Source organism: Mycobacterium sp. NGS19 (assembly GCF_059813155.1).
In genome coordinates this window covers 111,997-130,242 of record NZ_JCALEB010000003.1, presented here as the reverse complement: position 1 = coordinate 130,242, position 18,246 = coordinate 111,997, and the positions used below count along the sequence as shown (strand labels likewise).

The 18,246-nt window shown below is 67.1% G+C and carries 18 protein-coding genes; 11 read left to right on the top strand and 7 right to left on the bottom strand.

Annotated features, from left to right (window positions below):
- Positions 1-10 precede the first annotated feature (10 nt).
- A complete protein-coding gene (locus tag AC5Y4N_RS10385; protein WP_499910301.1) occupies positions 11-1,753 on the top strand; it encodes a proline--tRNA ligase in 1,743 nt (580 codons plus the stop codon).
- A gap of 3 nt (positions 1,754-1,756) precedes the next feature.
- On the opposite strand, the gene AC5Y4N_RS10380 is transcribed toward AC5Y4N_RS10385, so the two are convergent.
- The gene (locus AC5Y4N_RS10380) at positions 1,757-2,227 is read right to left on the bottom strand and encodes a ferritin-like domain-containing protein (protein WP_499910303.1); all 471 of its coding nucleotides are present in this window, start codon (positions 2,225-2,227) and stop codon (positions 1,757-1,759) included.
- Positions 2,224-2,730 carry a hypothetical protein gene (locus AC5Y4N_RS10375; RefSeq protein ID WP_499910306.1) on the bottom strand — a complete coding sequence of 169 codons (507 nt, stop codon included), beginning with the start codon at positions 2,728-2,730 and terminating at the stop codon, positions 2,224-2,226. Before AC5Y4N_RS10375 ends, AC5Y4N_RS10380 begins: the two co-directional genes overlap by 4 nt.
- A 180-nt stretch (positions 2,731-2,910) precedes the next feature.
- Between AC5Y4N_RS10375 and rimP the strand changes: the two genes are divergently transcribed.
- The 7 genes from rimP to AC5Y4N_RS10340 all read left to right on the top strand — a co-directional run bounded on the left by rimP (position 2,911) and on the right by AC5Y4N_RS10340 (position 9,174).
- Positions 2,911-3,429: a ribosome maturation factor RimP gene (gene rimP, locus AC5Y4N_RS10370; protein ID WP_499910309.1), complete on the top strand. Its 519-nt coding sequence runs from the start codon at positions 2,911-2,913 to the stop codon at positions 3,427-3,429.
- On the top strand, positions 3,426-4,436 hold the full coding sequence (gene nusA / locus AC5Y4N_RS10365; protein WP_499910311.1) for a transcription termination factor NusA: 1,011 nt from the start codon (positions 3,426-3,428) through the stop codon (positions 4,434-4,436). Before rimP ends, nusA begins: the two co-directional genes overlap by 4 nt.
- Before the next feature lie 46 nt (positions 4,437-4,482).
- On the top strand, positions 4,483-4,797 hold the full coding sequence (locus AC5Y4N_RS10360) for a YlxR family protein (protein WP_499914222.1): 315 nt from the start codon (positions 4,483-4,485) through the stop codon (positions 4,795-4,797).
- A 101-nt stretch (positions 4,798-4,898) separates the two neighbouring features.
- The gene (gene infB, locus AC5Y4N_RS10355) at positions 4,899-7,577 is read left to right on the top strand and encodes a translation initiation factor IF-2 (RefSeq protein WP_499910314.1); all 2,679 of its coding nucleotides are present in this window, start codon (positions 4,899-4,901) and stop codon (positions 7,575-7,577) included.
- Positions 7,574-7,720, top strand: coding sequence for a hypothetical protein (locus AC5Y4N_RS10350; RefSeq protein WP_499910317.1), 147 nt, complete (start codon positions 7,574-7,576; stop codon positions 7,718-7,720). Before infB ends, AC5Y4N_RS10350 begins: the two co-directional genes overlap by 4 nt.
- The gene (gene rbfA, locus AC5Y4N_RS10345) at positions 7,713-8,207 is read left to right on the top strand and encodes a 30S ribosome-binding factor RbfA (RefSeq protein WP_499910320.1); all 495 of its coding nucleotides are present in this window, start codon (positions 7,713-7,715) and stop codon (positions 8,205-8,207) included. The genes AC5Y4N_RS10350 and rbfA overlap by 8 nt, the downstream gene beginning before the upstream one ends.
- Positions 8,185-9,174: a DHH family phosphoesterase gene (locus AC5Y4N_RS10340; RefSeq protein ID WP_499910322.1), complete on the top strand. Its 990-nt coding sequence runs from the start codon at positions 8,185-8,187 to the stop codon at positions 9,172-9,174. The genes rbfA and AC5Y4N_RS10340 overlap by 23 nt, the downstream gene beginning before the upstream one ends.
- A 42-nt stretch (positions 9,175-9,216) precedes the next feature.
- Here the strand turns inward: AC5Y4N_RS10340 and AC5Y4N_RS10335 are convergent, their stop codons facing one another.
- Positions 9,217-12,411 carry an ATP-binding protein gene (locus AC5Y4N_RS10335; RefSeq protein WP_499910324.1) on the bottom strand — a complete coding sequence of 1,065 codons (3,195 nt, stop codon included), beginning with the start codon at positions 12,409-12,411 and terminating at the stop codon, positions 9,217-9,219.
- 161 nt (positions 12,412-12,572) lie between these two features.
- Here AC5Y4N_RS10335 and AC5Y4N_RS10330 point away from each other — a divergent pair, with 161 nt between their 5' ends.
- The gene (locus tag AC5Y4N_RS10330; protein ID WP_499910327.1) at positions 12,573-13,895 is read left to right on the top strand and encodes an MATE family efflux transporter; all 1,323 of its coding nucleotides are present in this window, start codon (positions 12,573-12,575) and stop codon (positions 13,893-13,895) included.
- 17 nt (positions 13,896-13,912) lie between these two features.
- Here the strand turns inward: AC5Y4N_RS10330 and AC5Y4N_RS10325 are convergent, their stop codons facing one another.
- The 4 genes from AC5Y4N_RS10325 to AC5Y4N_RS10310 all read right to left on the bottom strand — a co-directional run bounded on the left by AC5Y4N_RS10325 (position 13,913) and on the right by AC5Y4N_RS10310 (position 17,405).
- On the bottom strand, positions 13,913-14,806 hold the full coding sequence (locus tag AC5Y4N_RS10325; protein WP_499910330.1) for a M48 family metalloprotease: 894 nt from the start codon (positions 14,804-14,806) through the stop codon (positions 13,913-13,915).
- Between the two features lie 371 nt (positions 14,807-15,177).
- Positions 15,178-15,612: an Hsp20/alpha crystallin family protein gene (locus AC5Y4N_RS10320; RefSeq protein WP_499910332.1), complete on the bottom strand. Its 435-nt coding sequence runs from the start codon at positions 15,610-15,612 to the stop codon at positions 15,178-15,180.
- A 93-nt stretch (positions 15,613-15,705) separates the two neighbouring features.
- On the bottom strand, positions 15,706-16,494 hold the full coding sequence (locus AC5Y4N_RS10315) for an ANTAR domain-containing protein (RefSeq protein ID WP_499910334.1): 789 nt from the start codon (positions 16,492-16,494) through the stop codon (positions 15,706-15,708).
- A 140-nt stretch (positions 16,495-16,634) separates the two neighbouring features.
- Positions 16,635-17,405, bottom strand: a complete 771-nt coding sequence (locus AC5Y4N_RS10310; RefSeq protein WP_499910336.1) for an enoyl-CoA hydratase — start codon at positions 17,403-17,405, stop codon at positions 16,635-16,637.
- Positions 17,406-17,428: 23 nt separating this feature from the next.
- On the opposite strand from AC5Y4N_RS10310, the gene AC5Y4N_RS10305 reads away from it, so the two are divergent.
- Both AC5Y4N_RS10305 and AC5Y4N_RS10300 read left to right on the top strand, forming a co-directional pair.
- Complete coding sequence (locus AC5Y4N_RS10305; RefSeq protein WP_499910338.1) at positions 17,429-17,692, top strand: DUF2277 domain-containing protein; 264 nt, start codon at positions 17,429-17,431, stop codon at positions 17,690-17,692.
- A complete protein-coding gene (locus AC5Y4N_RS10300; protein ID WP_499910340.1) occupies positions 17,689-18,243 on the top strand; it encodes a DUF1802 family protein in 555 nt (184 codons plus the stop codon). Before AC5Y4N_RS10305 ends, AC5Y4N_RS10300 begins: the two co-directional genes overlap by 4 nt.
- Positions 18,244-18,246: the final 3 nt, after the last annotated feature.

Genomic DNA, 18,246 nt, shown 5'->3' with positions numbered 1-18,246 from the left:
GTTGTCGGCTGTGATCACCCGCATGTCCGAGTTGTTCTTGCGCACACTGCGCGAGAACCCCGCCGATGCCGAGGTGCCCAGCCACAAGCTGCTGATCCGCGCGGGCTACGTCCGGCCCGCCGGGCCTGGCCTCTACACCTGGCTGCCGGTCGGATTGCGGGTGCTGCGCAAGATCGAGCGCATAGTCCGCGAAGAGATGAATGCCATTGGGGGACAAGAGATCCTGTTCCCCGCGCTGCTGCCGCGTGCGCCGTACGAGACGACGAATCGCTGGACGGAGTACGGCGACAGCGTGTTTCGGCTGAAGGACCGCCGCGGCAACGACTACTTGCTGGGCCCCACGCACGAGGAGTTGTTCACGCTCACCGTGAAAGGGGAGTACAGCTCTTACAAGGACTTTCCACTACTGCTCTACCAGATCCAGACGAAATACCGCGACGAGGCGCGGCCCCGGGCGGGGATCCTGCGGGTGCGCGAGTTCGTGATGAAGGACTCGTACTCGTTCGACGTCGACGAGGCGGGGCTCAAGGCCCAGTACCATGCGCATCGCGAAGCGTACCAACGGATCTTCGACCGATTGGGTGTGCGCTACGTGATCGTCTCGGCGGTGTCCGGGGCGATGGGCGGCAGCGCGTCTGAGGAGTTCCTGGCCGAAAGTCCGGTCGGCGAAGACACTTTCGTGCGCTGCGTGGAGTCGGGCTATGCGGCCAACGTCGAGGCGGTCACCACACCGGCACCGGATCCACTGCCGTATGAGCACCTGCCCGAGCCGGTGGTGCACGACACCGGTGACACGCCGACCATCGCCACGCTGCTCGACTGGGCCAACTCGGCGTTGGACCGTGCGGTGAGCGCCGCGGACACGCTGAAGAACGTGCTGCTCAAGGTCCGTCAGCCTGGCGGCGACTGGGAGTTGTTGGGAATCGGTATTCCCGGTGACCGCGAGATCGACGAGAAACGGTTGGGGGCGGCTTTGGAGCCGGCCGAGTACGCGATGCTCGACGACGCGGACTTCGCCAAGTACCCATTTCTGGTGAAGGGCTATATCGGTCCGAAAGGCTTGCAGCAGAACGGTGTTCGGTATCTCGTCGACCCCCGCGTCGTCGACGGCACCAGCTGGATCACCGGAGCCGACGCACCCGGCCAGCACGTCGTCGGGCTGGTGGCCGGACGAGATTTCGTACCCGACGGCACCATCGAGGCCGCCGAGGTACGCGACGGCGACATGTCGCCGGACGGCGCGGGCCCCTTGGTGTCGGCGCGCGGCATCGAGATCGGCCACATCTTCCAACTGGGCCGCAAATACACCGACGCGTTCTCGGCCGATGTGCTCGGCGAGGACGGCAAACCGGTGCGGCTGACCATGGGCTCCTACGGGATCGGGGTGTCGCGGCTGGTCGCCGTGATCGCCGAGCAGCACCACGACGAGCTCGGGCTGCGGTGGCCGTCCTCGGTGTCGCCGTTCGACGTGCACCTGGTGATCGCGAACAAGGACGCGGCGGCCCGCGACGGCGCAATCGAGCTGGCCCGCGAATTGGACCGGTTGGGCGTCGACGTGTTGCTCGACGACCGCGGCGCGTCACCGGGCGTCAAGTTCAAAGACGCCGAGTTGCTGGGGGTGCCATGGATTGTGGTGGTCGGCCGGGGATGGGCCGGTGGCGTGGTCGAGCTGCGCAACCGGTTCAGCGGCGAAACACGCGAGGTGCCAGTCGACGCTGCGGCGACTGAGATCGTCGACGCGATCTCGGGCTGAGTCTCATTCGGTGCCGCCGGGGAACGGCACGGTGAGCGGCCACGCGCCCACCACCTGTCGCCACTGTGCGGCGCGCACAGCGCACTGGGTCAGTGCCGTCATCGCGAAAGCGCGGTCCTCGGACGATTTCGCGTGTTCGAGCACCGCTCGCCATGCCACCGCGTCGTCGGATTCCATCCGAAGGGCCAGGTTCGCTGCGTCCTTCCAGTTCTTGACTGCAATCGGCAGTTGATAGCCGACGGCGGCCACCGGTGCGGCCACGGATCGCGACGCGAGCATTCCGATGGCCGCTTCCCGCCGGGCGCGGTGTTCGGCCAGGGAATCCGACACCAGCTCGTTCATGTCCGGCATCGAGTGGGCCGACACGAAGCCGTAGCCGTAGATCGTCGCGTGCTCGGCCGCGATCGCGTCGGCGATGGCTTTGTCGTCGGGGGAGTCCGGCTTGTTGGTCGGGGTGGGGTGAGGCGTGGTCATTGCGCCGGCTCCTTCATTGCCAGCGGCACGGCCAGTGATGCGGCGCACGCGGCTGCGATCGAGCCCACCAGGCCGGACCGGTAGCCGGACAGATCAGCGGCGAGTTTGGTTGCGCGGTCGGCGGATTCGCGCAGAGCTCCGATCACGTCGTCGCGCGACGGCGGCGGCCCGGCAGGTGCGGCAGAAGGGGGATTCGGTGGCGGCGACGTCGTCGACGTCTCTTTGGCCACGCGGGCGATCTCTTGGCTCAGCGCCTTGGCGTGCGCGGCGCGTTCGTCGGCCACGACCGTGAGCACCGGGGCGTAGAGCGGTCCGGCTGCGGCGGCGGCTGCGCGGGCCATCTGGCTGTCGCGCTGGGCAAGCTCGAGTTGCGATTCCAGCGGGTCAGGTTGGGGCGGCTCAGGCGCGCCGCTGCAGGCGGATGCTGTCGCCCCCAGCGCCGCCAAAGCGGCCGCGCCGATCAGCACGCGTCGCCGACTCAGGTGCGGTGCGGCGCCGGGCATGGCGACATATTGCCATTTCGGCTTGCCGGCACCGGCGAGCGCATGCAGGCAGGCGCGTCGGGACCGACCGCGATCGTCGAACCTCGATCGCCGTTTCGAGCCGCGGTTCTGGCGTATCGTTGATGGCTGGCTCCATCTGTTCGGAGCCTGAGCCGGACAACTCAAGATGAGGAGCTCGCCGTGACTGAGCGATCCACCGGGTTGCCGTCGCAGGAACAGGTGATCGAGCTACTCGATAACGAGTTCGCGCGCGCCGGCTACGAGATCGAAGACGTGGTCCTCGACACCAGAACCCGTCCGCCGCGCATCACCGTGATCGCCGACGGCGACGAACCACTGGACCTCGACACCATTGCCGATCTTTCCCGCCGCGCCTCGACTCTGCTCGATGACGTGGACGACGCCGCGACCAGTTACGTCCTCGAGGTCAGCTCGCCGGGCGTCGACCGCCCGCTGACCACGCACAAGCACTTCCGCCGCGCCCGCGGACGCAAGGCCAGACTCACGCTGGCCGACGGATCGTCGGTCACCGGCCGCATCGGTGAGACCGACGGCGCCGTCCTGCGGCTCGTCGTGCGCGAGAAGGCAGACTGGGCTGTGCACGACATCCCGCTTGCCGACATCGCGAATGCCGTTGTGGAGGTGGAGTTTTCGACGCCGGACCCACGCGAGCTGGCTTTGGCCGGGGTGGCCTCATGAACATCGACATGGCGGCGCTGCATGCGATCGAAGTCGACAGGGGCATGTCGGTTGGCGAGCTGCTCGAGACCATCAAGTCGGCGCTGCTGACCGCATACCGGCACACTCCCGGTCATCACCCGGACGCGCGGATCGACATCGACCGCAAGACCGGCGAGGTGAAGGTGATCGCCTGGGAAGCCGACGCCGATGGCAACGTCATCACAGAATGGGACGACACCCCCGAGGGATTCGGCCGGGTCGCCGCCACCACCGCTCGCCAGGTGATGCTGCAACGGCTTCGTGACGCCGAAAACGAGAAAACCTACGGCGAGTTCTCTGCCCGGGAGGGCGACGTCGTCGCCGGCGTCATCCAGCGCGACGCCCGCGCCAACGCGCGCGGGCTGGTGGTGGTGCGCATGGGCAGTGAGACCAAGGGCTCCGAGGGCGTGATTCCGGCCGCCGAGCAGGTGCCCGGCGAGCGCTACGAACACGGCGACCGGCTGCGCTGCTACGTCGTCGGGGTCAGTCGCGGCGCCCGCGAGCCGGTGATCACGCTGTCGCGCACGCACCCGAACCTCGTCCGCAAACTCTTCAGCCTGGAGGTCCCCGAAATCGCCGACGGCTCGGTCGAGATCGTCGCCGTCGCGCGCGAGGCCGGCCACCGCTCGAAGATCGCCGTGCGGTCGAAGGTGCCCGGGCTCAACGCGAAGGGTGCCTGCATCGGTCCGATGGGCCAGCGGGTGCGCAACGTGATGAGCGAGCTGTCCGGCGAGAAGATCGACATCATCGACTACGACGAGGATCCGGCGCGGTTCGTCGCCAACGCCCTGTCGCCCGCCAAAGTGGTGTCCGTGTCCGTCGTCGACCCCAACGCGCGCGCCGCGCGTGTTGTCGTGCCGGACTTCCAGCTGTCGCTGGCCATCGGCAAGGAAGGGCAAAACGCCAGGCTGGCGGCCCGGCTCACCGGCTGGCGGATCGACATCCGCAGCGACAACGAGGCCACGCAGGGTCAACCCACGGCGTAGTCAACACTGTGGTGAAACTCCGGCCCGGGTGCCGCTAAACTAGGCCGTGATCCAGCGCGAGACTTCGGCTTCCCGACCGGGGCCGGTACGGACCTGCATCGGGTGCCGAAGACGAGAGCTGGCCGCCGAACTGCTTCGCGTGGTTGCTGTGTCGATGGGGAATGGCGAGTTCGTCGTGACCGTTGACACCGCAGGTAATCTGCCGGGGCGGGGTGCCTGGCTGCATCCCGACCAGCAGTGCCTTCGCGCAGCGGTCCGACGGCGAGCCTTCGGCCGAGCGCTGCGCATCACCGGTCCACCGGACATATCCGCGGCCGTCGAGCACATCACCACGCTCGAGACCCGGCAACAGAACAGGTAGCGAAGAACATGAGCACACCGTGAAGTCCCGATGACCATGTGTCGTAGCTAAACCCGAGGCGCTGGCCTTTCACAGCCGTCGCCTCGAGAGATGGAGAGGTAGTGGCAGGTAAGGCCCGCGTACACGAGTTGGCGAAGGAACTCGGTGTCACCAGTAAAGAAGTTCTCGCACGGCTGAGCGAACAAGGCGAATTCGTCAAGTCGGCATCCTCCACCGTGGAAGCGCCGGTCGCCCGGCGGTTGCGGGAGTCGTTCGGCGGCGGCAAAGCAGCTCAAGCTGCCGCCAAGGACGGCAACGGCGCCGCAGCCAAGGCGGTCGCCGACGGCGGTACCGCAGTCAAAGCGGCGCCCGCGCCGGCCGCGCCCACCCCAGCCGCGCCAGCTCCGCCTGCCGTCCCGGCACCTCCCACCCCGAAGCCGCCCGCGCAACCGTCGGCACCCGCGGCCAGCGCACCGCCGGCCAGCCCGCCTCGTCCAGCGCCCACTCCCGGCGCACCGCGGCCCGGGCCTACCCCCAAGCCGGCCCCGCGCACCCCGCGCGTCGGCAACAACCCGTTCTCGACCGCGCAGCCGGTCGATCGGCCGATCCCTCGACCGCAAGCACCTCGCCCCGGCATGCCGCGGCCCGGCCCGCGTCCGGGCGCATCGCCGGGCAACATGCCTCCGCGTCCCGGCGGCGGCGTTCCCGGCCGCGCGCCGCGACCCGGCGCGCCCCGGCCCGGCACCGGCGGACGCCCCGGCGCGCCGAGCGGCGGGCGGCCCGGTGGTGGTAACTACCGCGGCGGTGCGCCCGGCGGCGCACCCGCGGGCGGTGGCTTCCGCGGCCGTCCCGGTGGCGGCGGTCGGCCTGGTCAACGCGGCGGAGCAGCCGGCGCGTTCGGTCGTCCCGGCGGCGCGCCCAAGCGCGGTCGCAAGAGCAAGCGGGCGAAACGCGCGGAATACGAAAACATGCAGGCCCCGGTTGTCGGTGGCGTGCGGTTGCCCAAGGGCAACGGCGAAACCATCCGGCTGGCCCGCGGCGCGTCGCTGAGTGACTTCGCCGAGAAGATCGACGCCAACCCGGCGGCGCTGGTTCAGGCGCTGTTCAACCTCGGTGAGATGGTCACCGCAACCCAGTCGGTGGGCGACGAGACGCTCGAGCTGCTGGGCAGCGAGATGAACTACAACGTCCAGGTGGTCAGTCCGGAGGACGAGGACCGCGAACTGCTCGAGTCGTTCGACCTCACCTACGGCGAAGACGAGGGTGGCGAAGAGGACCTGCAGACCCGGCCTCCGGTGGTCACGGTCATGGGCCACGTCGACCACGGCAAGACCCGACTGCTGGACACGATCCGCCAGGCCAACGTCCGCGAAGGCGAGGCGGGTGGCATCACCCAGCACATCGGCGCGTATCAGGTGTCGGTCAACCTCGACGGCAACGAACGGCTGATCACGTTCATCGACACCCCCGGTCACGAAGCGTTCACCGCGATGCGTGCCCGCGGCGCGAAGGCCACCGACATCGCGGTACTGGTGGTCGCCGCCGACGACGGCGTGATGCCCCAAACGGTGGAAGCCATCAACCACGCGCAGGCCGCCGACGTGCCGATCGTCGTGGCGGTCAACAAGATCGACAAGGAAGGCGCCGACCCCCAAAAGATCCGCGGTCAACTCACCGAATACGGGCTCATTCCCGAGGAGTTCGGCGGCGACACCATGTTCGTCGACATCTCGGCGAAGCAGGGCACCAACATCGAGCAGCTGCTCGAGGCGGTGCTGCTGACCGCCGACGCCGCGCTGGACCTGCGGGCGAACCCCGACATGGAAGCCCAGGGTGTGGTCATCGAGGCGCACCTGGACCGCGGCCGCGGTCCGGTGGCCACCGTGCTGGTACAGCGCGGCACGCTGCACATCGGCGACTCGGTGGTGGCCGGCGACGCGTACGGCCGCGTGCGGCGCATGGTCGACGAGCACGGCGAGGACGTCGATCAGGCGCTGCCGTCGCGGCCGGTTCAGGTCATCGGCTTCACGTCGGTGCCTGGCGCCGGTGACAACTTCCTCGTCGTCGAGGAGGACCGCATCGCCCGCCAGATCGCCGAGCGCCGCAGTGCCCGCAAGCGCAACGCGATGGCTGCCCGTGCCCGCAAGCGGATCAGCCTCGAGGACCTGGATTCGGCGCTGAAGGAAACCAGCCAGCTGAACCTGATCCTCAAGGGCGACAACGCAGGCACCGTCGAAGCGCTGGAAGAGGCGTTGCTCGGCATCCAGGTCGACGACGAAGTGGAGCTGCGCGTCATCGACCGCGGCGTCGGCGGTGTCACCGAGACCAACGTCAACCTGGCGTCGGCGTCGGACGCAATCATCATCGGCTTCAACGTGCGCGCCGAAGGCAAGGCCACGGAGCTGGCCAACCGCGAGGGTGTGGAGATCCGCTACTACTCGGTGATCTACCAGGCCATCGACGACATCGAGAAGGCGCTGCGCGGGCTGCTCAAGCCGGTGTACGAGGAGCGCGAGCTGGGCCGCGCCGAGGTGCGGGCGCTGTTCCGCAGCAGCAAGGTCGGCGTGATCGCCGGTTGCCTGGTCACTTCAGGCATCATCCGGCGCAACGCCAAGGCCCGGCTGCTGCGTGACAACGTCGTGGTGACCGAGAATCTCACGGTGCAGTCGCTGCGCCGGGAGAAGGACGACGTCACCGAAGTCCGCGACGGCTACGAGTGCGGTCTGACGATCGGCTACTCCGACCTCAAGGAGGGCGACGTGATCGAGACGTACGAGCTGGTCGAGAAGCAGCGCGGATGAGCCGCTTGCGCGAAGACCAAAAGGCGCGGATGAGCCGCTTGCGCGAAGACCAAAAGGCGCGGATGAGCCGCTTGCGCGAAGACCAAAAGGCGCGGATGAGTCGCTTGCGCGAAGACCAAAAGGCGCGGATGAGCCATGGCTGATCCGGCGCGCGCGCGTCGGCTGGCCAAGCGGATCTCGATGATCGTCGCATCGGCAATCGAATACGAGATCAAAGACCCGCGGCTGGCCGGCGTGACGATCACCGACGCGAAGGTGACCAACGACCTGCACGACGCGACGCTGTACTACACGGTCATGGGGCGCACCCTCGAGGACGATCCCGACTACGCCGGTGCGGCGGCCGCGCTGGAGCGGGCCAAAGGCGTACTGCGCACGAAAGTCGGTGCAGGCACCGGGGTTCGGTTCACTCCGACGCTGACCTTCGTGCGCGACACCGTGCCTGATGCGGCCGTTCGGATGGAGGAGCTACTCGAACGGGCTCGTCAGGCCGACGCCGATCTGGCGAGGGTGAGGCAGGGTGCGAAGCCGGCGGGCGACGCGCAGCCGTACCGTGTGGTAGGAGATAACGGGGGCGCCACAACCGACACGGACGAGCGAGACGACGGTGACCGCGATCGAGACGACTGAAGTATCGAGTACTCGCGTCGATGCGCATGGCGCGGCCGACGCGCTGGCCGGGGTTCGCACAGTCAACATCGTGTGCCACGTGCACCCCGATGCGGACAGCGTCGGTGCCGGCTTGGCGCTGGCGCTGGTGCTCGACCGGGAAGGCGTCGACGTGGAGGTCAGCTTCGCGACGCCTCCGGTCCTTCCCGAATCACTGCGAATGCTGCCCGGGTGCGAGTTCCTGGTGCCGCCGTCGGACATGCGCCGCGACGCGGATCTGGTGGTGACGGTCGACGCGCCCAGCCTGCACCGGTTGGGCACGCTGGCCGAGCTGACCGCTTCTGGCAACGCGGTGCTGGTGATCGATCACCACAAGTCGAACGCGATGTTCGGAGACTTGAATTTCGTTGATCCGCAAGCGGATTCGACCACCCTGCTGGTCGCCGAACTGCTGGACGCGTGGGGCAGGCCGATCGACCGCGATGTGGCCACGTGCCTGTATGCCGGGCTGACGACAGATACCGGATCGTTCCGGTGGGCCAGTCCGCGCGCATTGCGGCTGGCCGCCCGGCTCGTCGAAGCCGGCGCGGACAACGCCGCGATATCGCGGGCGCTTCTCGACACGCACCCCTTTGCCTGGCTGCCGATGCTGTCGCGCGTGTTGTCGACGGCGCAGCTACTGCCGGACGCCGTCGCCGGGCGCGGCCTGGTGTATGTGGTGGTCGACCACGACGAGTGGAAGGCGAGCCGGTCCGAAGAGGTGGAGAGCATCGTCGACATCGTCCGGACCACCCAGCAGGCCGAGGTCGCCGTGGTGTTCAAGGAGATCGAGCCGCAGCACTGGTCGGTGTCGATGCGGGCCAAGTCATTCGATCTGACGCCGGTGGCGGCGCAGTTCGGCGGCGGAGGGCATCAGTTGGCGGCCGGGTACTCGATCGACGGCTCGATCGACGACGTCGTCGCCGCGTTGCTGCACGCTGTCGGCTGACACGTCACGCGCATCTTCGACGATGCCATCTGGCCCGCTCGACTAGTCCATGGCGCGAGCCAGTGCGATGTGGCCCGCGAACCCGCAGGATTCGGCGCGCAGGCGATATCGGTCACGGAAATCGCGATAGCGATTCTGCTCGCCACGAGCTTTGGCAAGCATTGCGTTCAACCGCAGTAATGGCAGCTCGTGGTAGACGAACCCGGGTTCCGTCGGCGTCGCCGCCAGGTCGTCGATCGCTTTTTGCGCTTCGTCGAGGTCGCCGTCGCGACCCCGATTGAGCAAGGCTTCGACGAGAACGCTGGTGCACCAACCGCGGTTGGTCAGTTCGCCAGATCGAATTTCATTCTGCAGCACGGCGCGACACAAGCCGACGGCATTGTCGTAGTCGCCGGTACGAATCTTCTCCACTGCGAAATCGATGTCGACGCACCATGCGGCAACGACGAGGTTCCGATGTTCGAGCGCTGCTCGCCGAGCCCTCTGCAACAGCTCGAAGCCCAGGTTGCGGTCGGCGTCCTCGTGGCGCACCAAGATGAGCCCGTGGCTGAACTCTGCGTTGGTCAGCGTGAAATCGTCGCCGAACTGCTTCGCAATCTCCAAGGCCTCAGCGGTGTCATGCAGCGCTTGGTCATCGGCGAGCAGCGCTCCGCTCTGCGCGGCAATGTATTTGAACATGACAACGGCGCAGAACGTGAACTTATCGGTTCTGCGGGCAAGCGCGACGGCGTTGTCGAAGTCCTCGCGCCAGCCTGCGATGCCCAGCGCACACCGCGCTGACGCACGCATCACCAGTGCGAACGCCAGTGGCGATCCCACGATCAAGTCGCCCATCGTGGGGTCGCCGCGGGACTCGTCTATTGCACGCTGGCTCAGTTTCAAAGCCTCGCTCACTTCACCGACGGCCCATTTGATGATCATCGGTGTCATCAACAGACCGACGGTCAACTCGGAATCACCGATGGAATCAAGCAATTCGACATGATAGGACGCCAATCGCGAAGCCTCTTCGTACTCGCCGTAGAACTGCATCAAGGTGACGAGTCCGGTCATGCCGATGGCCAAGGACCGTTTATCCCCTGCAGCGGTTGCCAATTCGCTCAATTGGTCGAAGCCAGTGTCGTCGAGGCTGCCGCTGACCCGCCAGACCGTCGCGCACAGCAACGTACGCGGGGCGATACGCATGCTCATGCGACGTACATCCTCGGGGGGCAACCGGTCGGCCACCTGACGAGCGCGCTCCCAGCTCATCCGCGCACCTAGGATGTCGCGATGGGTGAGGACGTGTCCGGCCCGCATGTGCCAGTCGAAGGCTGCGTGCAAATCGCCTGCAGCTTCAAGGTGCTCGGCGATCAACGCCGCGTGCTCGTCAGCCGATTCCGGTCTGCGAGCTTGCAGAGCGGCTGCGACCCGCTGGTGCAACTCGGCGCGATCGGATCTGAGCTGTGATTCATACGCCACCGCCCGGATCAGCGGATGGTGAAAGAGGTACTCGGGATCATCGGTGAACCCGACTTGATCGATCAGCTGGCCCACCACCAGGTCGTCGACGGCCGGCTCGACACCCAATGCTCTCACCAGTCCCAAGCTGAATCTGGCACCGATCACTAAAGCCGCGCTCAACGTGCGTTTGGCCCCCTGTTCGAGACGGTCGATGCGAGCGGCAATGGTGGCCTGCAACGTCGGCGGCACAACGACTTCGGCTACCTGTGCTGTCGACCTGTACGCGCCCGGCTTGCCATAAAGCACACCTCGCTCCGCCAATTCGCGCACGATCTCTTCGGTGAAAAGTGGTGTGCCGGCGGATCTTTCGGCGATCAGCTGGCCCAGCGGCGCCGTGGATGTATCCCGTCCAAGCAACTCGATGATCAACTGAGCCGAGTCCTGGTCACTCAGTGGCGCCAGCGTTATCGCTGTAGCGCCAGGCGGTTGCGCCAGCGCCCCACGGTACTCGGGACGGTAGGTGACGATCGTCAGCGAAGGCGTCCGCGGTAAAACCTCGAGGACATCGGCAATCATCGACTCACTGACTGCGTCAATCCAATGGGCGTCTTCCACCACGTACACCGCCGGACTTTTCCGCGCCGACAAGGTGGCTCTCACCAGAGCCGTCAACCGCCGTCGACGTGCATCCGGATCGATCCGATGACGGGGCTCTTCAGCGCCGGCAATCCCCAAGAGGTCTTCGAACAGCAACAGATCGTCTTTGTCCGCGTCAGAAAACAGCCGGCGGAGATGATTTCGGGCAGCGTGCGCGTCCAATCCCTCCACTGCGGTTATTGCACGCAGCAATCCTGCGACGGCTTGAAAGGGGATCTGGCTGGTGTGCGACTCGCAGAAAGTCGTGAAGACCGCGACACCACGCTGCGCGGCCTGGGCCGAAACCTCGCGCAGCAGACGGCTTTTGCCGATACCGGCGGGTCCCACCACATCGACGACCTCGCCATGGCCGCCGACGGCGCGATCTAACAGGCCCTTGATGACGGACATCTCCTGTCGGCGACCCACAAAGTTCGCCTCAGTGCGTCTGATGGCGCGAGCCCGGCGCATGCCGACGAGCCGGTGCGCGGGTACTGACTCGTCAGCACCCTTGATGCGAACCAACTCTCGCGGACCGAGGGTTGCGATGTGCTCGACTAGTCGTGCGGTTGATGCGCTGAGCATGACGCCGCCCGCGGGCGCCACCGATTCCATCCGCTGGGCCATCCCCACCTGCTCGCCGACGGTGGTGTAGCCGAACGGTCCGGACCCCATTTCACCGGCGATCACCTGACCGGAGTTCAGTCCGACCCGCAGCAACAATTCCACGCCATCGCGCCTTCGCACGTCGACGGCCAGCTTTTTGGCTTCGTCCTGGATCGCCAGAGCGGCCACGCACGCGCGCACCGCATGATCCTCCAGCGCGACCGGTGCCCCGAACACGGCCATGATCCCGTCGCCGGTGAAACTGCTCACGGTGCCGCCGTAGCGCTGCACGACCGCGGCACAACGGCTGGCGAGCTCGCTCATGATCTCGCGCAGTCGCTCCGGCCCCACCGCAGCTGCGATATCCATTGAATGGACGACGTCGGCGAACAACACGGTGACTTGCTTGTACTCGGCCGCGTGGGTGAGCGTGGTCAGCCGAGCACCGCACTCGCTGCAGAACTTGGCCGTTGAACTGCAGTGCGCGGTGCAGGAACTGCAGATCAGCCCTGCCGGTGCGAGACGACTGTCGCCGTCCCAGCTGGCGCCCACGTCAATATCGTGCATCGCTGGTCAATCGGTGTCTGTCAGATCCGGTGAAAATCGGCGCGGAACTGAACAGAAACGTCACCACCCCAGACGGGGCAGCCCCTGCCACGCGCACAGAATGTCACCCAGCGCGGTTGCGGAGTCGCGGTTCAGTGAGGGAGAGCATGACGGCGTCGGAGGACTCGACCGCGAGCGCGGGCCGGATCGCGGCGCTGGCTGTGCCGGCACTCGGCGTGCTGGCAGCCGAGCCGCTGTACCTGCTCTTCGACACCGCTGTGGTCGGCCGTCTCGGGGCGTTGGCGCTGGCGGGTCTGGCGATCGGTGGCCTGATCGTCAACATGGTCGGTTCGGGCCTGGTCTTTCTGTCCTACGGCACCACGGCAAGGTCAGCCCGCTATTTCGGTGCCGCAGACCGGGTGGCGGCGGTCCGCGAAGGCGTACAGGCCAGCTGGCTGGCTTTGGCTCTGGGCGTGTTGTTCGTAGCCGTGGTGCAGGCGGCCGCGGTGCCGGTCGTGTCCGCGATCGCGTCGAAGCCGCCCATCGCCGACGAAGCGCTGTCGTGGCTGCGGATCGCCGTACTGGCCGCCCCGGCGATGCTGATGTCGCTGGCCGGCAACGGCTGGATGCGGGGCGTGCAGGACACTGTGCGGCCGCTGCGGTACGTCGTCATCGGATTCGCGGTGTCGGCGCTGCTGTGCCCGCTGCTGGTGTTCGGCTGGATTGGCCTGCCGCGCTTGGAGCTACCCGGCTCGGCCGTCGCGAACGTGGTCGGGCAGTGGCTTGCTGCGCTCTTGTTCGCTCGGGCGTTGCTGGTCGAACGGGTACCGCTCGGTGTCGACTGGCGGGTATTGCGGGCCCAGGTGGTCATGGGTCGCGACCTGTTGGTGCGCACGGTGGCATTCCAGGTGTGCTTCGTGTCGGCCGCTGCGGTGGCGGCGCGATTCGGAGCGGTGTCGGTGGCCGCGCACCAGGTGGCGCTGCAGCTGTGGAATTTCCTTGCGCTCGTGCTGGATTCACTCGCCATCGCGGCGCAGTCACTGGTTGGCGCCGCCCTGGGGGCGGGACGGGCACAGCACGCCAAGTCGGTGGCGTGGCGGGTGACGACGTTCTCTGCGGTTGCAGCCACAGTGCTTGCGGTGGTGTTGGCGGCGGGCGTTGCAGTGGTGCCGAAGATGTTCACCAACGATCGGGCCGTGCTCGACGCCGTCGGTGTGCCGTGGTGGTTCCTCGTGGCTCAACTACCGGTCGCCGGAGTGGTGTTCGGCCTCGACGGTGTGCTGCTGGGCGCCGGCGATGCGAAATTCATGCGCAACGCCACAGTGCTCAGCGCGGTGCTCGGCTTCCTGCCGCTGATCTGGCTGTCGCTGGTCTTCGGCTGGGGCTTGGCCGGTATCTGGGCCGGGTTGTCGTCGTTCATCCTGCTGCGGTTGATCTTCGTGGGTTGGCGCGCGCTGTCCGGCCGCTGGGCCGTCCCCGGCACTGGTTGACACGGCGACGCCGCCGGTCACCACCTCATGGCGTACGCCGGAGCGGCGGCGGCCATCTGGTCCGCCAGCCGCTCGAGGCGGGCGATGCGCTCGCGCATCGGCGGATGCGTCGAAAACAACGCTTCCAATCCCTCGCCGCGCAGTGGGTTCGCGATCATCAGATGTGCGGTGCTAGCCAACTGCCCTTCTGCGGGCAACGGCATCAGTCGAGTTCCGGCGTGGATCTTCTTCAGCGCACTGGCCAGCGCGGCCGGATCTTGGCTCAGCATCGCGCCGTCGGCGTCCGCGGCGAGTTCACGGCTCCTGCTCACGGCCAATTGGATCAGGGTGGCCGCCACGGGCGCCAAGATCAGCGTCAGCACGCTTCCGAGCAAGCCCGGCCCGTCGTCGTCGTCGCTGGCCTCGATCGGCGTGAACCACGCCAGATCGGCCAGCATCGTTACCATGCCGGCAAGGGCTGCCGCAACGGTCGACGTCAGGATGTCGCGGTTGTACACGTGCGCCAGCTCGTGGCCCAGCACCGCCCGAAGCTCGCGGGCGCTCAGCAGCTCGAGGATGCCCTCGGTGACGCACACTGCCGCATGCCTGGGGTTTCGCCCGGTGGCGAAAGCGTTGGGCTGCCGGATCGGGCTGACGTACAGCTTCGGCATGGGTTGGCCTGCCTGCGTGGACAATTCAGCCACCATGGCGTGAAGCTGGGGAGCCTCGGCACGGCTCAACGGCCGGGCCCGCATCGCCCGCAGGGCAACGGTGTCGCCGCGGAAGTAAAGGACCAGGTTGATGGCGATGGAGATCGCGGCGGCGATCACGAGCCCCGTGCCACCACCCAGCCAATGCCCGACCAGCAGGATCAGCCCGGTGAGCAAACCCAGCAAGGCGGCCGTCTTCACTCCGTTGGTGTAACGGTGCACGTGCGATACCTCCTTCATGGTCTTCTCGCAGACATCAACGCCAGTCGCCCGATGCCGCATTTCCTTCGGAAGCGGTTGTCGCGCAGTCTCATTCGGATAAGAAAAGGGGCCGGCTGCTGCCGGCCCCGTGTGAACACACTGAGGCGCTGATCGACTCGGCCGCGGACTTTGTCACCGTGTCGCCGGGCGGGCGGATGCGCACGCGAGGCGCGTCCTCGCGGATGGCGCCGTCAACGGTCTGGCCGCGTCCGGTTGCCATTGCATTTGATCGCCGTCCCCAACCTCCCGCAGCGTCTCAGCACGGACTATCGGCGGTGACCGCTCCAGCGGGCGGCTGTGGGCGGTCACCCGCACACTGGCACCCGTAGAGATCAGGCGCTGATGGCTTGCTTCTCCTTCAGGCCGGTAGCCACCTCGATCTTGCGCGGCTTGGCTTGTTCGGCCACCGGGATCGTCAGCCGCAGCACGCCCTCGGTGTAGTCGGCCTTGATGTTGTCGACATCGAGACCGCTGCCGAGATAGATCTGTCGGCTGAATACGCCGTGCGGGCGTTCGGAGGCCAGCCACTGTCGGTTGTCCTGCGCGGCGGGCCGTTGCGCGCGCACCGTCAGCACGTCGTTCTCGACATTGATGTCGATTGAATCGGCGTGTGCGCCAGGCAGATCGAGTTCCACGACGAACTGCTCGTTGTCGCGCCAAATGTCCATCGGCATGACCGCGGGACGAGCCGGTGTGCCTACCGCGCCGCCGAGTAGCTGCTGGGTCAGACGGTCGACGTCACGGAAGAACGGGTCCAACTTCAGCATGGTCATCACCTCCTCGGACTATTTGCTGGTCTCTCGTTTTCGTCCTAGAAAACCGATTCAACGCCGGGCGTATTTCCGACCGGCGGGGGCAGGCTACCGCCCTCTGCGGTTGCCGCGCCCGTCGCCGTTCGTCTGCACCGAGGCGAGCAGACGCTGGGCGACGTCGTGGAGTTTGACGTTGTGGTCCTGTGATTGCTTGACCAGCAGTTGGAATGCTTCGTCGGCACTGCATCCATGCAGCGCCATCAGCACGCCCTTCGCCTGGTCGATGTCGGCGCGCGACGTCAGCGCCCGCTCGAGCTGGGTGACCGTCTCGCGGGACTGCTGCCAGCGCCGGGCGTTGGTGATCGCCGCGCCGGCCGCCTCGGTGAACAGGCGCATGAATCCCTCGTCGAACGGATCGAAAGCCGTTGCGGTGTAGCTGTATACGTTCAACGAGCCGACCAGTTCCTGATGATCGGGATCACCGACGAGCAACGGAACCGACAGGCACGCCCGCAGCCCCTGACGCTGGGCGGCTTCGCAGAACTGCGGCCAGCGCCCCGAGTGCTCGGTGATGCGGTCGCGCACTGGGCGACGCTGTTCGGCGCATTCGACGCTCGGTCCGCTGCCGGACTCGTGCTGCACACGCTCGAGGTCGACCACTCGCTCGTCGGTGGCGGCAGCGGTGCGGAACTCGTCTCCGTCGAGCACGGTGATGGTGACGGCGTCGGCGTCGGGAACGGCTTGTGCCGCTGTCGATGCCACTCGCGCCAAGACGCTGTCCAAGTCTTCTTCGGCGGCGAAGATGTCGCGCAGTGCGCCGATGGCGTCCGACGTCGCATCCAACCGGATCAGCGGATCGGGGCGGCCGCCTTCGCGGTCGCCGGAATTGTCACTCACCTGTCATTCTTCTCTCGACGTGTTCGGGAAAAGCACGCCGAGGAGGGAATCGGATCCGGCGAGCCGGAGCGAGTCTGCACGCCATTGGCGATGCCTTCGGCTGCCAGCTCAACCGACAGAATCCTACTGGTCGCGGGTTTTCAGTCGTGAATCTGCGCGCGGCCTCTCTTGATGACGGCTTCGCGGTTGGCCGCGATGTCGTCGCTGCTGGCGTTCGTGCGCAGCCACTGCTGTGCGGACTCCTGCTCGATCGCGAACGCCTCGCGGGTCTGCGCTTCGTCGATGCGGTGATACGACGCCAGATACGCGCGCACCGCGGCGCCGTTGTTGTTGACGATCGACGTGGCGACCGCCCGTGCGGTGCTCATCAGTTCGTCGTGCAGCACCACCTCGGTGACCAGCCCGATACGCAGAGCGTCATAGGCGTTCACATAGTCGCCGGTGAGGCTCATCCGATAGGCCATGCCACGGCCGACCAGCTGCGGCAGCCGCACCGACATGCCCCAGCCGGGAAGCAGACCCACCCGCGCGTGGGTGTCGGCGAACCGGGCGTTCTCCGAGGCGATCAGGATGTCGCAGCTCAGCGCCAGCTCGAAGCCGCCGGTGACGCACACGCCGTTGATCGCACCGATCACGGGCTTGGACAGCGCCGGCCACCGCACCTTCGACAGGCTGTCGCGGGAATCGCCGAGGCTGGTGCTGATCTCCTTGAGGTCCACGCCGGCCGAGAACGCCGGATCGGTGCCGGTCAGGATCACCACGTCGACGTCGTCGTCGGTTTCCGCCTGGGCCAGCGCCGCGAACAACTTGTCCTGCAGCTCCTTGCTCAGCGCATTGCGCACCCGCGGGCGGTTGAGCGTGATCGTGCGGATCCGGTCGGAGGTTTCGATCAGCAGCACGTCATCAGACATCTGCTGAGCCTATCGTCGTGGGCATGTGCCGAAACATCACCGAGCTGCGCGGGTTGCAACCCGCTGCCACCGACGAGGAGATCCAGGCCGCCGCCCGCCAGTACGTGCGCAAGGTCAGCGGAATCACCCGGCCGTCGGCCGCAAACGCCGACGCGTTCGAGACCGCGGTCGCCGAAGTCGCCGCATCGACGTCGCGGCTGCTGTCCCTGTTGCCGCCGCGCAAACAGCCGCCGAAGACGGTGCCGCCGTTGCGTCGCCCGGAAGTGCGCGCCCGGCTGCGGGTATGACCCCGACGACGCCCGCGCTCAAGGAGTGGAGCGCGGCGGTGCATGCGCTGCTCGACGGCCGCCAAACCGTGCTGTTGCGCAAGGGCGGGATCGGCGAGAAGCGCTTCGACGTGGCGGCGGACCGGTTTCTGCTGTTCCCGACGGTCGCGCACAGCCATGCCGAACGCGTGCGGCCCGAACACCAAGACTTGCTGGCCCCGGCGGCGGCAGACAGCGGACAGGATCACGTGGTAGTACGGGCCGCCGCGAAAGTGATTGCAGCGGTTCAGGTTTCGGAGACCGACGGGTTGCGGAAGATCGAGCCCTTGCACATCTGGACCGAGCAGTCTGTGCGCGAGGACCGGCTCGACTTCCGCCCAAAGCACCGGCTGACTGTGCTGGTGGTGCAGGCCTGCCCGCTGACAAGCCCGATGCGGCTCGTTCGCACGGCCGATTATGCGGGCTGCACCAGTTGGGTGGAGCTACCGGTGCAGCCGACGTGGGGCCCGCCGGTACACGACGATGCAACGCTTCAGCGCATCGCCGAAGAAGTCCGCTGCGCCCTGGCCTAGAAC

What these genes read in the sequence shown, in the direction of transcription:
- AC5Y4N_RS10380 (WP_499910303.1), bottom strand. Translation starts at nt 2,227, where the DNA reads ATGACCACGCCTCACCCCACCCCGACCAACAAGCCGGACTCCCCCGAC.
- AC5Y4N_RS10375 (WP_499910306.1), bottom strand. Translation starts at nt 2,730, where the DNA reads ATGCCCGGCGCCGCACCGCACCTGAGTCGGCGACGCGTGCTGATCGGC.
- nusA (WP_499910311.1), top strand. Translation starts at nt 3,426, where the DNA reads ATGAACATCGACATGGCGGCGCTGCATGCGATCGAAGTCGACAGGGGC.
- AC5Y4N_RS10350 (WP_499910317.1), top strand. Translation starts at nt 7,574, where the DNA reads ATGAGCCGCTTGCGCGAAGACCAAAAGGCGCGGATGAGCCGCTTGCGC.
- rbfA (WP_499910320.1), top strand. Translation starts at nt 7,713, where the DNA reads ATGGCTGATCCGGCGCGCGCGCGTCGGCTGGCCAAGCGGATCTCGATG.
- AC5Y4N_RS10330 (WP_499910327.1), top strand. Translation starts at nt 12,573, where the DNA reads ATGACGGCGTCGGAGGACTCGACCGCGAGCGCGGGCCGGATCGCGGCG.
- AC5Y4N_RS10320 (WP_499910332.1), bottom strand. Translation starts at nt 15,612, where the DNA reads ATGCTGAAGTTGGACCCGTTCTTCCGTGACGTCGACCGTCTGACCCAG.
- AC5Y4N_RS10310 (WP_499910336.1), bottom strand. Translation starts at nt 17,405, where the DNA reads ATGTCTGATGACGTGCTGCTGATCGAAACCTCCGACCGGATCCGCACG.
- AC5Y4N_RS10305 (WP_499910338.1), top strand. Translation starts at nt 17,429, where the DNA reads ATGTGCCGAAACATCACCGAGCTGCGCGGGTTGCAACCCGCTGCCACC.
- AC5Y4N_RS10300 (WP_499910340.1), top strand. Translation starts at nt 17,689, where the DNA reads ATGACCCCGACGACGCCCGCGCTCAAGGAGTGGAGCGCGGCGGTGCAT.